This window comes from Micromonospora sp. DSM 45708, from assembly GCF_039566955.1.
In the GTDB taxonomy this organism is placed as follows: domain Bacteria; phylum Actinomycetota; class Actinomycetes; order Mycobacteriales; family Micromonosporaceae; genus Micromonospora.
This window is the reverse complement of sequence record NZ_CP154796.1, coordinates 6103780-6117274: the sequence shown is the minus strand read 5'-3', so window position 1 is coordinate 6117274 and position 13495 is coordinate 6103780. Positions and strand designations below refer to the sequence as shown.

Sequence of the window (13495 nt, the reverse complement as noted above, 5' to 3'; positions counted from 1 at the left end):
AGCTCAGAGATGAAGTTTTGCTTGCTCGGTGACCTTGAGGTTTGGGAGGCCGGGCTTCGGCTACCGCCTTTGCGACCGCGACAGCAGAGGTTCCTCGCGCGGCTGCTACTGAGCCCACACACGCTCGTCTCCATCGGAGCGCTGGCGGAGACCCTATGGGATGGGGACCCTCCAGCGTCGGCGGAGCGCCAGGTCCAGAACACGGCCTCGCAACTGCGCCAGGTGTGGCTGGGCGCCGGAGTCACCGAGGCGAGGCAGGTGCTGCGGACGGCCCGGGCGGGCTATGTCCTAGACATTGACCGCGACCAGATCGACCTCTACCAGTTCCGCGGTATGGTCGCCGACGCGGCAGCGATCATCGAGACAGGTGAGCTGCGCGGCGCGGCCAGGACACTGCGGCAAGCGCTGGCCCTGTGGCGGGCACCGGCCTTCGCGAGCGTCGACAGTCGGTTCATCCGCGAGCACGCACTGCTGCTCGATGAGGAGCGCCCCGCCGCCTGGGAGGACTGCATGCGGCTGGAACTCCAGGCGGGGCTGCACGGCCGGGTGATCGCCGAGATGGCCGCGCTAGTCGCCGAATTTCCGTTCCGAGAGCAGCTGACTGGGCTGCTGATGGTCGCTCTCTACCGCTCCGGCCGGCAGAGCGACGCCCTGATCACCTACCAGAAAACGCGGGCCCTGCTCTCCACCGAACTGGGCATCGACCCAGGGCCGGAGTTGCGCCAGCTGCACCAACGGATCTTGCATAGCGACCTCACACTACTTGGGCCGGCTGTGCACGAAACCATGGCGGTCGCGCACCCGGCCGCTCCCGTGGATCCGTACCCGCGGATACCGCGTCAGATACCCCCGGCAGACGGTCACTTCACCGGCCGTGGGAAGGAATTGGAGGCCGTGGTCGGGCACTGCGGGCAAGCCCAAGTGATTGTCATCGTCGGCGGGGCGGGCATGGGTAAGACCTCGCTTGCCGTGCAGGCGGCGCATCAGGTCGGCGACCGCTTCCCCGACGGCCACCTGTTCCTCGACCTCGGCGCGCACAGCGCGGCGACCAACCGCCCACCCACCGGCGTGCTGGCACACCTGCTGGAAAGCTTAAACCTGCCAGCGAACACGATTCCCGGGGCGCTGGAAAAGCAGATCGCTCTATACCGGTCGATAACTGCGGACAAGAAGCTTCTAATCGTGCTCGATAACGCGGGCAGCATCGAGCAGGTGCTCCCGGCGGTGCCAACAGCGGGTGGCTCGCAACTGATCGTCACGAGCCGTAACACGCAAGCTGCCTTGCACGCTCACGTCGCCGTCAAGATGATCGCGCTGGACGGGCTCAGCCGGCCGGTCAGCCGAACCTTACTGACCGAGGCCGCCGGCTTGGCGCCGCAAGCCTCCAGCCCCGCGCTCGAGAGCCTTCTCGACCTTTGCGGAGGGATGCCGCTTGCCCTGCGGATCCTCGCAGCGCGGCTCCTGTCAGAGTCGGCGTTGACCATCGAGGAACTCGCCACCGGCCTCCCGCACCACAACGCGTCACTCGATGGGTTCACGATCGACGGTGACGCGCGCAGCGTCCGATCTGTCCTGGCGAACGTGTACGCGGCCCTCTCACCGGAGGAGGCGCGGCTGCTGCGGTTGCTCGCCGTCCACCCCGGACGACGGATCCGACGCGAAGCCGCTGCCGCGCTGGCCGCCGTGCCGCTGCCGCGGGCCCAGGCCGCCGCGAACAGCCTCATCGCACTGCACCTGCTCGCCGACGGCGGCGACGGATACCTCACCATGCACGATCTTATTCGCTCATACGCGGCGGAGCGCCTTGCCGAGGAGCCGGCAAGCCGGCAGGAGGCCGCATGCCGCCTGCTGGCGTGGTACCTGGCGCTGGCGGCCCGGGCAAACGGCGTTTTGCGGCCGGACCGCGACGCCTTCGGTCCACCGGCAGCCGGCACCAACCCGTTCGTCCAGCCATTCACCAAGGACATCGAGGCGATCAAGTTTTTCAATGCCGAACGAGATAATCTCGCCCCGGTGGTGCTCCTTGCCGTCCGGCACCGCATCGAGGGTGCCGTGGAACTCGTGTACTACCTGCACAGTTATTTCATCCGCTCTGGCTTTCCGAATGCAATCGTGGCCGCCTGGCGGGAATGCGAGCAGCAGAGCGGGCGGATCGGGGAACCTCGCCTGCTCGCCCATCTGCACCACGCGCTAGGCGGCGCGTTAGGCGTCACGAACGAGCCCGAGGCCGCTCTGGACAGCCTGTACCTCTCAGCCGTGCTGTACGAGCGGGCGGGCGACCTCGCGGGCGCTGCGGGCGCGCGGCTCGGCATCGGCGCCGGTCTCGACGCCCAAGGCAAGTACCAGGACGCGCTGGAGGAAACCGAAGGTGCGCTTAACCTCGCTCGCGCGGCGCGCAACACTACTCTTGAGGTGCACGCGCTCAACAATTCGGCGGACATCCTGGTTGCCCTCGGCGGCAGTGACGCCGCGTTGCGGCGACTGGAAGCCGGGCGGGAACTTGCCCGCGACGGTGGCCTGCGCCACCACGAAGCGGCGATCCTGAGCAGTGTTGGTGCGTTGTTCCTGCGCCACGGCGAGTATGCGAAGGCCCTGGAGTACCTGCACGAGGGCCTTGCCCTGATGCGGCGCTCCGGGTTCCGCACGGCCGAGGCCACAACGCTCAGCCGCGTCGGCCACGCGGTACTGGGGTCCGGCGACCGCGACGGTGCCGCCGATTGGTTCCGCAAGGCACAGGAAGTGTATCGGCAGAACAACGACGTGGCGGGTGAGGCGGCGATGACGCGGCTGATGGGCGAGTTCGCCGCCGATCGCCTTTCGCGCACGGCAAGCCGATAGCGGGCGGATGAAAGTCGGATGAAGGCGCAGTGCAGCGTTCCTGCAAGCTTTAGCTGCCGAACCGAACGGGGCGGTACAGCGCCGGGCCGGGGACGTCCTGGAGGAATCCTCCGGTCCATGATCAAGGGAGAGATGCCATGGAACAGGTCGTCGAAATCATCGAGGTTATCGAGGCGCTCGAGGAGACCGAGGAGGGCCTGGACGCGCTGGCCTCGGTGCAGGCCGGTGAGACCTGGTACTGATCCACGGCCGGATCAAAGTATGACGAGGCGCTCGGCCCATACGGGCCGAGCGCCCCTACTTGCGAGGGAGACCCGCCGATGGCTGCCGAACCCGACTACCTCACCGAGGCGGACCGCTTGCGGGCCGCAGCCCGCCGGGCGGCGGTCAAGTACGGCCCGTTTTCCCAAGCGGTGGTCTTCCTCAAGTACGAGGAACTAGTCCGGCTACGGCACGCGGAGCTGACGATGGATCCGCGTCCCACGCTCGCTGGCCGGATCGCCGAGGTTGGCGAGGCGCTTCGCGAGGCGTACTCGCGGGAGTTGGCAGTGCGGCACGATCACCCGACTCGAGTGATAAACGAGGATCCGCTGGTCATCCAATTCGACCGGAAGGTGTTCGACGAACGTTACGCCGGTGCCGCGCGCACTGCGGTCGAGCAGATCTGGAAGGTCGGTGCGGCCGAGCTGCCGGAGGGCATTGTCTCCGGTGCTCCGCACATGTTCGTCATCGACGACGAAGATCGTTTGCTCATCTGGCGCCGCCGATTCACCTTTCGGGAGTTAATCTTCGGCCGGGCCAAGTCGAAGGTCGTGGGCGTGCCCGTGGCGCACCCGATGCTGGTACCGGATCGCCTGCGAGTCCGCGCTGCGGGCGAGATTGTGCTGATCGGTGCCCCGCGCGTCTTCGCAATCGTGGCCAACACCAAGTCCGGGCACTTCCGGCCGCCGCCCTCGACCGGTGCCGTCGTCCGACGGGTGTGCGAGCGGCTCTTCGATGTGCCAGCCGAGCGGATCGACGTTTTCACTGTGGGCGGTCTTTCGGACGTGGAGTATTCGGGATTTACCCATCGCCTGGCGGGGGCAACCTCGTGACCGTCTGCACCGAGTTGTGCGGGCCGCGGCGTCGCGCCTGTTCGTAGGCGAGGGCGGGAAGGGCATGGCAGGTGACGAGGGAGGCTCAGCAGTGACAGTGACGGAACAGGTCCTGCGTGTACCACGGGTGGGCGTGGAGCACGAATACCGGTGGCACCTGGGCAAGGGCGCTCTGGCCGCGCCGGAAGCGAGCGAGGAATTGCGGGAGCAGCTGATCCAGGCCTCCGGGCTGCGGCTCCACGAGCAAGCGAGGATTTCGCAGCACACCCTCTGCTTCGACAGCCCGGACTGGTCTCTGACGTCCGTCGGCTGCTCTCTAACCGCACTGGTCAACCGCGGGGCGGGACCGTCCTGGCTGGTAGCGAAGGAGACCGTACAGTGGGTTGACGGCCGCCGCGACGTTCTTGAGCTGACTGAGTATGTCGCTGATCTCGTGGCCCTCTCCGGCGCGGACCTGATCGCCTCCCGGCCGGGGCAGTATCTGGCCCGCCGAGCAAGTGGCCTTTGCGGGTTGAGCGTCTTCGGCTATCTGTCCCAGCGGCGCACCAAGGCCACGTTGCGGACCGATGACAATGCGGTCCTTGCCCTCAGCTGCGACGCCGTTGAGTTGCGCGACGCGTGCTCTCGACTGGTCAATACATTCGCCATCCTGGAGTTGGAAGTGAACCAGGCCAGCCGTGCCAACCTTGACCTTTTGTCGCGGGTCGCCGGGAAGTTCTCCGCGTTGGTCGGACGGGCGCCCGCGGACACCACCAAACCGCAGATCGCCGCCACCCACCTTGGCTGGGGTTCGCAACGTGGTCACTGACAGCTCGACAGTCTCCACGGCCGAGGCGCCGGAACGGATGGCCGGGCCCTGGCAGGCGTGGCGCATCCTGCTCCTCGCCAACGCCTGTTCGCTGATCGGCAACTACGTCCAAAATCTGGCCCTGCCGCTTTGGGTGCTGTCGGTGACCGGTTCTTACACCGCCACCGGCATCGCCTTCGCCGTCGGGACGCTGCCGGTCGTCTTCTGTGCGCCAGTCGCCGGGCGTATCGTCGACCGCTGGAACCGGCGGTGGGTGTTCGTCGTCTGCGAACTGGTCTGCGCTCTGCTAGTGATAGCCCTGGTATTCGCGGTCCGCGCCGAGAACCTCACGGCTGTCTACCTCCTGGTGGGATTGCTCAAGGCAGTCGGAAGCGTCTCCGTCCCGGCTGCGCAGGCACTCCTAAAGGAACGGCTCGATCCGGAGGCAATCCGTCCGGTCATCGCCCTGTTCGAGATTGCCTTTGGCACTGCGTTGAGCCTCGGGCCGCTCATCGGCGCGGCGCTCTCTGCGGGCCTGGGCATTGAGGTGGCGCTGTGGGTGAACCTCGGCTCGTTCGTCGTGGCCGGTCTGCTGGGTACGTTGCTGCGCCCCTCCCGGGCAGAGGTGTCCCGCACCGCGCCTTCAACCAGCGGAGACGGGATATCTAGCAGGCTGGAGCCGGTGCGTTGGCGGAGCATCGATGCGCGACTGCGCCGGGTCGCCGTCGCCGAGGCGTCGTATTTTCTGTTCCTGGGTTCGGAGGTCGTCGTCGCACTAGCGGTCTTCGAGGAGTCGATCGGTATTGCGGCGGCGGCCGTCTACCAGACCCTGTCCGGCTTGGGCTGGATCGCAGGGTCGTACATCTTCGTACGCCGGTCTACCCGGCCGGCATGGACTGTGTGGCTCGGAGCCGCCCTGTCAGCGGTGGCTGCGGCCATGCTCGTGCTCAATGGCCACGGATGGAGTTGGGTCGCCGTCGTGGTGGTAGGGCTACTCGGCGGGGCCGGCAACGTGATGATTGCCGGTGCGGCCACGGTGGTCTACCAGACGCTGACCGACAACGCGGTTATCGGCCGGGTTTTCGCCTTCCGCCGGGCTGTGCTGAACCTGCTCATGACGGTGTCCTACGTCACCGTGCCGCTGATCGCTGACATAACCCACCATCCGGTGTTGATCCTAATGCTCGCCGGGGCAACGAACCTGGTGATCACCACGTCGCTGCTGGCTCGCACCCTGTTAGGGAGAACCCGTGACGACGGTGCTTAGTCTGCTGGGCCGCTTCGCCGTAGAGCAGCCCGCACGCCGCCCGACTGTGTGGGTCCCCTGGGGCAAAGCTACCGAGGCGCCCGGGGAGTCCGGCCTCACCGCTCTAGCCTGCGCTGCTTTGGCCGGCCCGGAGAACTTCCGCGTCGGGCATCGCCGGTCGGTGATCACGGTGGACGTATCGCTGCCGGATAGGGGTGCGCTTGCTGCGCTCCGGCGTATGCTAGCCGCGCGGCGAACTCAACTGTTGGGTGACCGCGTCTGGCAGGCAGAGCGCGCTATTCACCTCGCGGCCTGGGGCGAGGCATGTGTGGACGACCTACCCTCCCCGACAATGGCCATGGCGTTAACCGACGAGCAGATCCTGTGCCGGGCGCGGGAAATTGCCGATTGCGTACGCGACGGGGGTGTCCGGGATTCACCGCCCGACCCGCTCGACTGGCGCGGAGGCCTTTACTACGGAGTGGGCAACCAACAGCGCCTGACCGTGGGCGTGCGGGTGCCGTGGCCCGGGCCGCTCGACGTGGGCGTCGTCGCCTCGCATCTGGGTCGGGTGGGTGCACCCGGAGCGCTGGTCAGCACGCTCGCGCAGCGGCAGGTGCCGTACTACGCCGCGGCGGCAGCACCCGTGTGGGAACACGCGACGCCCTGTCTCGGCTTGGGTCTGAGCACCACAGCCGAGCATGTGGTGGCGCTGCTGGAGACGGTCCGCGAAGTGTTGCGCACCCTCTACATTCCCGCTTACCGACTGCCGTTCCTGCAAGCGAGCGCCGCGCTCCACGAGGCGATCCACCCGTCGACTGGCCCTTTCGACCAACTCGGCAATGGGCCGACTCCCGCGACGGGGGCACCAGCGGTTGCAGTAGTTGGACGACTTCGAGAGCAGACTGTGACAGAGATGCGAGCTGCCCTGCATGACTGGTGAAGTCTGGCGGTTTTCCGAGGGCGAGTGCCAAGTGATCGCCGTGTACCGGCCCGGGTCGCCGACCACCTCGCTGGTGGCGACGTATGGGCGGGGCTTCGGCGACGATCCCGCGATCACACCGGGCGTCGCCCACCTGCACGAGCATCTGTTTCTAGCAACCCTGCGCACGGTGGTGCACGAACCACTGGTGGCACACGCACAGACCCACGCCGAGTCGATGCGAATTACGGTGACCGTCCGGGCCGGAGCGGAGCGGCAGTTGGTCCAGGCATTGGCCACAACGGCCCACTGGCTGGCCTCCTCGCCGGTGGCTGAGCAGATGCGGCAGCGGGAATGCCGGGCAATTGACGTCGAACTGGCCGAGTGGTTTGGCAGCCCGCTGCTGGTCGCGGGTCACAAACTTGCGGCACTCGCCGCCCGGCGGCCCAAACTGGGCCGGTTCGACGAGTGCCGGCCGGGTGACAGTGCTCGTCTGACGCCAGAAGATTTACTCCGCCATGCCAAATGCGCGGAGCTTCTGTGGCCCCGGCAGATTGTGGTAGCGGGTCCGTCATCGGCGCAAGAGTGGCAGCAGTTGTTGGAAGGTCTCGCCGCCCGTAGCACCGTCTCCTCGCTTTCGGCAACCGGCGGTTCACGCGCTGGCCTAACCGCCCAGGATGGCCGGGTCTACGCGGGCATTCCGCTTCCCGCGACCGACGCCGAGACGGCGTGGCTCGCGGCGCGGGTCATGGTGCACGAGCGAGGCCCCCTCGCAGAAGTTGGGCGTATCGCCGGTGCTCGTTTCCGGGGTGGATCCGTCATCCCGACCGCCACGGGTGCGGTCGTGGCCGTCAGTTGGCTGACTGATGACGCCCGGCAACGAGAAGCCATCGGTTTCGCGATGAGCCAGCACGACGGCTGTGTGGGCGACGGACTAATTGCGGCGCAGGCGGAGGCACTGCCGCCGATGCGGGCCGCCGCAGCAACCACTTCGGCGACGCTGGCGGCGGCGGTCGACGGCTGGCAGTCCGGTTACGGCATCGACCCGACCGCCACCGAGCCGCCCGGCAACAAGCCAGTGAGCCAGACCATGCACGCCGGCTGGAAGCGTGCCGTCCTGGTAGGCGCGAACTTGATGCGCTGCGAGCCATTCTAAGTAGCCTTTTCCGGTTCGATCTTCCAGGTCTTGAGTGTGGCGATCGCTCGTTCTCCGCGGGCGCGGATCTTTGCATGGGCCCGGTTCACGGCCTTCCGCTGGCGTGAGAGTTCGGCCGGAAGCGGCGCCGTTTGAACGGCGTGCGCACGCTACCGTAGGTGGGATCAAGGACGGCTCATCGGATGTCAGGCCATCGAGCCTTTCCATTAGGGCCTGTGTCGAAGTCGGTTACAGTCACTCGTTGATCGCGGCGATGTGAACGGTGGCTTCGTAGCGGACGGCGAGTTTGTCGAACCGGGTCGCTACGGCCCGGTTGCCCTTGAGCCGGTTAATGCCGCACTCCACGGCGTGACGCTGCTTGTACCGCTCGGGGTCGAAGGCCGGTGGTCGGCCGCCCTTGGACCCCAGCTTTCTCCGGTTGGCGTCTTGGTCGGCCTTCGACGTGTACGCCTTGTCGGCCAAGACCCGGTCAGGGCGAGTCCGGGGCCGACCCGAGCCCAAGCGAGGCACCCGGATGCCGTCGAGCACGGCCCTGAACTGCGGGCTGTCCCCGCGCTGCCCAGCGGTCAACACGATCGACAACGGCTTCTGCCCCTGCTCACAGGCCAGGTGCAGCTTCGTGGTCAGCCCACCCCGCGACCGACCGAGCGCGTGATCGGTCGGCTCGACCGCGACCCCGCCCGGCGGCTCGGCCTGCAGATCCCCCTTTTACGCGCCCCAGCGGCGTGCTGGTGCGCCCGGGCGACCGTCGAGTCCACCGACACATCCCAGACCACACGTCCGGCCGCGTCAGCCAGGGCCTGCAACACGGTCAGGATCTTCGCCCACGTCCCGTCACGCTGCCAACGCCGGAACAGCCCATACGCCGCGGCCCAGGATCCGTAGCACTGCGGAACATCCCGCCACGGGGCACCGACCCGGGTCCGCCACCGGATCCCATCAATGAGCTGCCGTTCCGTCCATGTCGACGGCCGACCTGGCCGACGCCCCACAGGCAGCAACGGCTTCAGCGCCACCCACTGTGCGTCGGTCAAGTCGTGCCGCCTCGCCACCGCTAGGGTGTCCACGAGGTCTCCGGTGTTCGGGTTCAGCGAGTGCGTGCTGGGCTGGGCCGCCGGAGATCCCGCCGAGGTGCGGCGGGTCGTCGACCGGGCCCGGGCCGCGGGTGCCCGCGTCGTGACGCCGCCGGCTGAGCAGCCGTGGGGTTACACCGCCACGTTCGCCGACCCGGACGGCCACCTGTGGATGGTGACGGCGTCCTGACGCACGGTCCGGAACCCGGCGCTCGTATCCGGCAAGGACGAGGGTCCGACGGGCCACCGGAACGTTCCCGGTGGCGGCCCGACCGGCCCGTACGGCATTGCCCGCATCCGTGAGAGCCGCTATCGTTCCCTGGCCAGACGCCCCAGAGTTCGAGGATCGCGGTGACTTCCCCGGAGTTGACGAACCAGGTTGCCCGGGACGGCTCCCGCACCGACGAGGCGATCGGGCGCGGCCCGAGCCGGTTCCGGGGTGACGTCGCCGGGCTCCGCGCCGTGGCCGTCGCGGTGGTGCTGCTCTACCACGGCGGGCTGTCGTTCCTGCCCGGCGGTTTCGTCGGGGTCGACGTCTTCTTCGTGATCTCCGGCTTCCTCATCACCGGGCAGATCGTCGCCGAGATCGAGCGCACCGGTCGTCTCTCCCTCGTCGGTTTCTACGCGCGCCGGGCCAAGCGGATCCTGCCCGCCGCGACGGTGGTGCTCGCGGCGACCGCGGTGGCGGTCCGGCTCTTCGTGCCCCGCGGCGACTGGCAGGCCATCGGGGGCGACATCGCCGCCGCGGCGGTCTACGTGGTGAACTGGCGGTTCGCCGACCGGGCGGTCGACTACCTCGCCGCCGACAACGCGGTGGACTCGCCGGTGCAGCACTTCTGGTCGCTCGCCGTCGAGGAGCAGTTCTACCTGATCTGGCCGTTGTTGATCGTGCTGGCGCTCCTCGCCGCGCGGACGTTGCGGCGGACGAACGTGCGGCCGGTCCTGTGGGTGGGTCTCGCGGTCCTGGCGGTGCCGTCGTTCGTCTGGTCGATCGTCGAGACGGCCGACTCGCCGGCGCGCGCGTTCTTCGTCTCGACGACGCGGTTGTGGGAACTCGCCGTCGGGGCCGGCGTCGCGCTGATCGCGACCCGGGCCGCGCGGATGCCACGGGCGGTGGCGGTCGTCCTCGGGTGGCTCGGGCTGGCCGCGATCGTGGCGGCGGCGGTGCTGGTGAGCGGCAAGACGGCCTGGCCCGGGTACGCTGCCGCGCTGCCCACGCTCGGTGCCGCCGCGGTCATCGCGGCCGGCGCGGCGGCGGGGTCCCGGGGGCCGGTGCTGCTGCTCGGCACGCGCCCGTTCCGCTGGGTCGGTGACCTGTCGTACTCGCTCTACCTGTGGCACTGGCCGATGCTCATCGTGGCCGCCGCCCGCTTCGGTGAGCTGTCGCCGGCCGAGGGGCTGGCCGTGGCGCTCGCCTCGGTGGTGCCCGCCTGGCTCACGTTCCGGCTGGTGGAGAACCCGCTGCGGTACTCCCGGAAGATCGCCACGTCGCCGCGGCTCGCGTTGAGCCTCGGCGGCAACTTCACCATGGCCGGGATCTGCGCCGGCCTGGCGCTGGTGCTGTTCGGTGCCTGGGCAGCCGCCGCGACACCCACCAAGGGCCGGTACGCGCCGGGCGCGGCGCTGCTGTCCACCACGCCCGGCACCGCACCGATCGGCCCGGTGCCGGAGCGGTTCGACGTGATCACGCCGGATCCCCTCCAGATCCGGCAGGGGTTCCTGGACGTGCCCGACACGAAACGGGACCGGTGCTTCCAGCAGGTCGAGGGCGCCGAGGTGCTGTGGTGCACGTACGGCAACCCGGCGGGCGCCACCACTGTCGCCCTGGTGGGTGACTCCAAGATGGACCAGTGGTTGCCGGCGTTCCAGGTGCTCGCCGAGCAGAACGACTGGAAGCTGGTGATCGCCGCCAAGGCGGGATGCGCGTTCACCAGCGCCCGGGTGCTCAAGGGCGACAAGTCCGGTAAGCCGTACACCGACTGCATCGAGTGGAACCGGGCGCTGCTGAGCCGGCTGCTGCGGGAGCGCCCCGACTACGTGGTCACCTCGCAGTCGGCGCCGACCGCCCTCAACCGCACCGGCGACGGGGTCTCGGTCGACGCGATGGTCGCGGGCGTGCGGTCCTCCTGGAAGAAGCTCGACTCGGCCGGTTCGCAGGTCGTCGTCATGGCCAACAACCCGCTGCCCCCCGGGGCGCCGGTGGCGTGCGCCGACGAGAACCGGAAGCACCTCTCCGTCTGCGCGTTCGACCGCGTGCTCCACGACCGGGACGAGGCCTATCGGATGCAGCGTCGGGCGGTGGCCGGGGTGCCCGAGGTCAGGATGATCGATCTGTTCGACGCCGTCTGCCCGACCGAGCGGTGCCCGGTGGTGTTCGGCAACGTGCTGATCTACCGCGGCGGTTCGCACATCGGCGCCGCCTACGTGAAGACCACCGCCCCGCACCTCGCCCGCGCCCTGTCCGACGTGGGCGTGCCGGCGGTGTACGCGCCGCAGAAGTGACTCAGGCGTAGAGCTTCCGGGCGTATTCCGGGCCGTAGTGACGTTCCAGGTCGGCCAGGCTCTCCGCCGGCGCCTCCACCTCCTTGATCAGCTTGGCCCGGGACGGCAGCGCGTCCGGCTGCCAGGTCTCCGGCTGCCACAGCTCGGACCGGAGGAACGCCTTCGCGCAGTGGTAGAAGATCTGCTCGATCGCCACCTCCACGGCGAGCAGCGGCCGGTGGCCCTGGACCTCCATCTCGGCGAACCACGGGGCGTCGCGGATCAGCCGGGCCCGTCCGTTGATCCGCAGCGTGTCGGTGCGCCCCGGGATCAGGAAGATCAGCCCGACGTGCGGGTTGGCCAGGATGTTGCGGTAGCCGTCGGCGCGCCGGTTGCCGGGCCGTTCCGGAATGGCGATGGTGGTGTCGTCCCGCACCAGCGCGAAGCCGGGCGGGTCGCCCTTCGGCGAGACGTCACAGGTGCCGTCCGCGCCGGCGGTGGCGATCAGGCAGAACGGGGAGGCGGCCAGCCACTCCCGGTCGCGTGAGTGCAGCGTTCGGCGGTCCTTGGCGGCCGCCCGCGGCGTCGGCACCCCGATCAGCTCGCGTAGCTCCGCCTCGTCGGTGATCTCCCGCGTCGTCACGTCTTCCTCCCCCGTCCGTTGACCTTGATGACGGTTCCGGCCCGCGACGGGCCGGGATCCGTCATCGTCAGTCTAGGAGCGCGTCGGCCGCCGGGTTTGCTCCCGGGGTCGACGGGTAGGGACCGGAACACAGCGCGTGTCCGGAACGCGACGGATGGAGGCCGCGATGGAGAGCCGACTGAAGGTGCTCGGCCATCCCGTGCACCCGATGCTGGTGATGTTCCCGGTGGCGCTCCTGGTGACCGCGGTGATCTTCGACGTGGTCGACACCGTGGGCGGGCCGGACTTCCTCGGCGAGGTCGCCTACTGGAACATCACGGTCGGCCTGATCGGCGGCCTGCTCGCCGCCGTGGCCGGCGCGTTCGACCTGCTCGCCCTGCCGACCGGCACCCGGGCCAAGCGGGTCGGGCTCCTGCACGCCGCCGCCAACATCGCGGTGATCCTGCTCTTCGCCGCCGTCTGGGCGGTCCGGCTCAACGCCGAATCGCGGACCGCCGGCGGCGCGCTGATCGCGATCGAGGTGGTCGCCGTGGCGATCCTCGGGATCAGCGCCTGGCTGGGCGGCGAGCTGGTGGACCGGCTCGGCGTCGGCGTCGACCCGGAGCACGACCTGAACGCGTCCAGCTCGCTGCGGCCCACCTCGACGGCCCGCCGGATCGGAGACGTGCGATGACCGAGCAGGACGGCGGTCGGGGCTGGCGGGGCCGGCAGCAGGGCTGGGACCCGATGGGCGAGTTGCAGGCGCTGCGCGCCGAGCTGAGCCGCCTGGTCGGTGGCCGTCCCGCCACGCCGGACGTGGACGTCACCGAGGTGGCGGACGGCTGGGAGGTGTCGGTCCGGCTGCCCGGCGTGGCGCCGGAGGAGGTGGCCGTCGAGCTGGACGAGCGGGAGCTGTGCGTCCGGGCCCGGTCGGAGGCCGAGGTCAACGCCGACCAGGGCATCCCGGGCGGGTTCACCACCCGGGGCTTCGAGTACCACGTCGACCTGCCGTCGCGCGTCGACCCCGAGCGGATCGACGCGGTCATGGACCACGGCCTGCTCCGGGTGCGACTGCCCCGGGCGGCCCGGCCCGCGCCGCGCACCATCACCGTCGGCCGCACCGGCCCGCGCGACACCGTCGGCCGTACGCCGACCCCGGCCGACCCGGCCGCGGACCGGGAACTGCACCACCCGGACACCGGACTCGACGAGACCGACCGGCCGTAGGGGCGGCGTGGCCAGCCTCTCCGACGACTCCAGCTCGGCGCGTCCGTTG

At 69.2% G+C, this 13495-nt stretch carries 12 protein-coding genes and 1 pseudogene; 10 read left to right on the top strand and 3 right to left on the bottom strand.

What is annotated here, in order from left to right:
• Window positions 1–9 precede the first annotated feature (9 nt).
• The 6 genes from VKK44_RS26625 (at window position 10) to VKK44_RS26600 (ending at window position 8043) form a co-directional block, all read left to right on the top strand.
• Window positions 10–2838: an AfsR/SARP family transcriptional regulator gene (locus VKK44_RS26625; RefSeq protein ID WP_343443930.1), complete on the top strand. Its 2829-nt coding sequence runs from the start codon at window positions 10–12 to the stop codon at window positions 2836–2838.
• Between the two features lie 320 nt (window positions 2839–3158).
• Window positions 3159–3932 carry a hypothetical protein gene (locus VKK44_RS26620; protein ID WP_343443929.1) on the top strand — a complete coding sequence of 258 codons (774 nt, stop codon included), beginning with the start codon at window positions 3159–3161 and terminating at the stop codon, window positions 3930–3932.
• 133 nt (window positions 3933–4065) lie between these two features.
• Window positions 4066–4740: a hypothetical protein gene (locus VKK44_RS26615; protein ID WP_343443928.1), complete on the top strand. Its 675-nt coding sequence runs from the start codon at window positions 4066–4068 to the stop codon at window positions 4738–4740.
• The gene (locus tag VKK44_RS26610) at window positions 4730–5986 is read left to right on the top strand and encodes an MFS transporter (RefSeq protein ID WP_343443927.1); all 1257 of its coding nucleotides are present in this window, start codon (window positions 4730–4732) and stop codon (window positions 5984–5986) included. The genes VKK44_RS26615 and VKK44_RS26610 overlap by 11 nt, the downstream gene beginning before the upstream one ends.
• A 331-nt stretch (window positions 5987–6317) precedes the next feature.
• Window positions 6318–6908 (top strand): hypothetical protein, encoded by a 591-nt coding sequence (locus VKK44_RS26605; protein WP_343443926.1) that lies wholly within the window; start codon window positions 6318–6320, stop codon window positions 6906–6908.
• Window positions 6898–8043 (top strand): insulinase family protein, encoded by a 1146-nt coding sequence (locus VKK44_RS26600; protein WP_343443925.1) that lies wholly within the window; start codon window positions 6898–6900, stop codon window positions 8041–8043. The genes VKK44_RS26605 and VKK44_RS26600 overlap by 11 nt, the downstream gene beginning before the upstream one ends.
• 17 nt (window positions 8044–8060) lie before the next feature.
• Here VKK44_RS26600 and VKK44_RS26595 read toward each other — a convergent pair.
• Together VKK44_RS26595 and VKK44_RS26590 are read right to left on the bottom strand one after the other, a co-directional pair.
• Window positions 8061–8197, bottom strand: a pseudogene (locus tag VKK44_RS26595) (IS5/IS1182 family transposase); the annotation flags it as partial.
• 80 nt (window positions 8198–8277) lie between these two features.
• A protein-coding gene (locus VKK44_RS26590) for an IS5 family transposase (RefSeq protein WP_458351690.1) occupies window positions 8278–9095 on the bottom strand; the annotation gives its coding sequence in 2 pieces (ribosomal slippage) (window positions 8278–8699 and window positions 8699–9095; 819 coding nt in all).
• 25 nt (window positions 9096–9120) lie between these two features.
• Here VKK44_RS26590 and VKK44_RS26585 point away from each other — a divergent pair.
• Together VKK44_RS26585 and VKK44_RS26580 are read left to right on the top strand one after the other, a co-directional pair.
• Window positions 9121–9306: a VOC family protein gene (locus VKK44_RS26585; RefSeq protein WP_343443924.1), complete on the top strand. Its 186-nt coding sequence runs from the start codon at window positions 9121–9123 to the stop codon at window positions 9304–9306.
• Between the two features lie 161 nt (window positions 9307–9467).
• The gene (locus VKK44_RS26580) at window positions 9468–11618 is read left to right on the top strand and encodes an acyltransferase family protein (RefSeq protein WP_343443923.1); all 2151 of its coding nucleotides are present in this window, start codon (window positions 9468–9470) and stop codon (window positions 11616–11618) included.
• Between the two features lies 1 nt (window position 11619).
• Here the strand turns inward: VKK44_RS26580 and VKK44_RS26575 are convergent, their stop codons facing one another.
• Window positions 11620–12240, bottom strand: coding sequence for a pyridoxamine 5'-phosphate oxidase family protein (locus tag VKK44_RS26575; protein ID WP_343443922.1), 621 nt, complete (start codon window positions 12238–12240; stop codon window positions 11620–11622).
• A 166-nt stretch (window positions 12241–12406) separates the two neighbouring features.
• Between VKK44_RS26575 and VKK44_RS26570 the strand changes: the two genes are divergently transcribed.
• Together VKK44_RS26570 and VKK44_RS26565 are read left to right on the top strand one after the other, a co-directional pair.
• Window positions 12407–12913, top strand: coding sequence for a DUF2231 domain-containing protein (locus VKK44_RS26570; protein ID WP_343443921.1), 507 nt, complete (start codon window positions 12407–12409; stop codon window positions 12911–12913).
• On the top strand, window positions 12910–13446 hold the full coding sequence (locus tag VKK44_RS26565; protein WP_343443920.1) for an Hsp20/alpha crystallin family protein: 537 nt from the start codon (window positions 12910–12912) through the stop codon (window positions 13444–13446). Before VKK44_RS26570 ends, VKK44_RS26565 begins: the two co-directional genes overlap by 4 nt.
• The last annotated feature ends 49 nt before the right edge of the window (window positions 13447–13495 follow it).

Coding starts and splice junctions, on each gene's coding strand:
- VKK44_RS26625 (WP_343443930.1), top strand. CDS start 10: ATGAAGTTTTGCTTGCTCGGTGACCTTGAGGTTTGGGAGGCCGGGCTT.
- VKK44_RS26620 (WP_343443929.1), top strand. CDS start 3,159: ATGGCTGCCGAACCCGACTACCTCACCGAGGCGGACCGCTTGCGGGCC.
- VKK44_RS26605 (WP_343443926.1), top strand. CDS start 6,318: ATGGCCATGGCGTTAACCGACGAGCAGATCCTGTGCCGGGCGCGGGAA.
- VKK44_RS26600 (WP_343443925.1), top strand. CDS start 6,898: ATGACTGGTGAAGTCTGGCGGTTTTCCGAGGGCGAGTGCCAAGTGATC.
- VKK44_RS26570 (WP_343443921.1), top strand. CDS start 12,407: ATGGAGAGCCGACTGAAGGTGCTCGGCCATCCCGTGCACCCGATGCTG.
- VKK44_RS26565 (WP_343443920.1), top strand. CDS start 12,910: ATGACCGAGCAGGACGGCGGTCGGGGCTGGCGGGGCCGGCAGCAGGGC.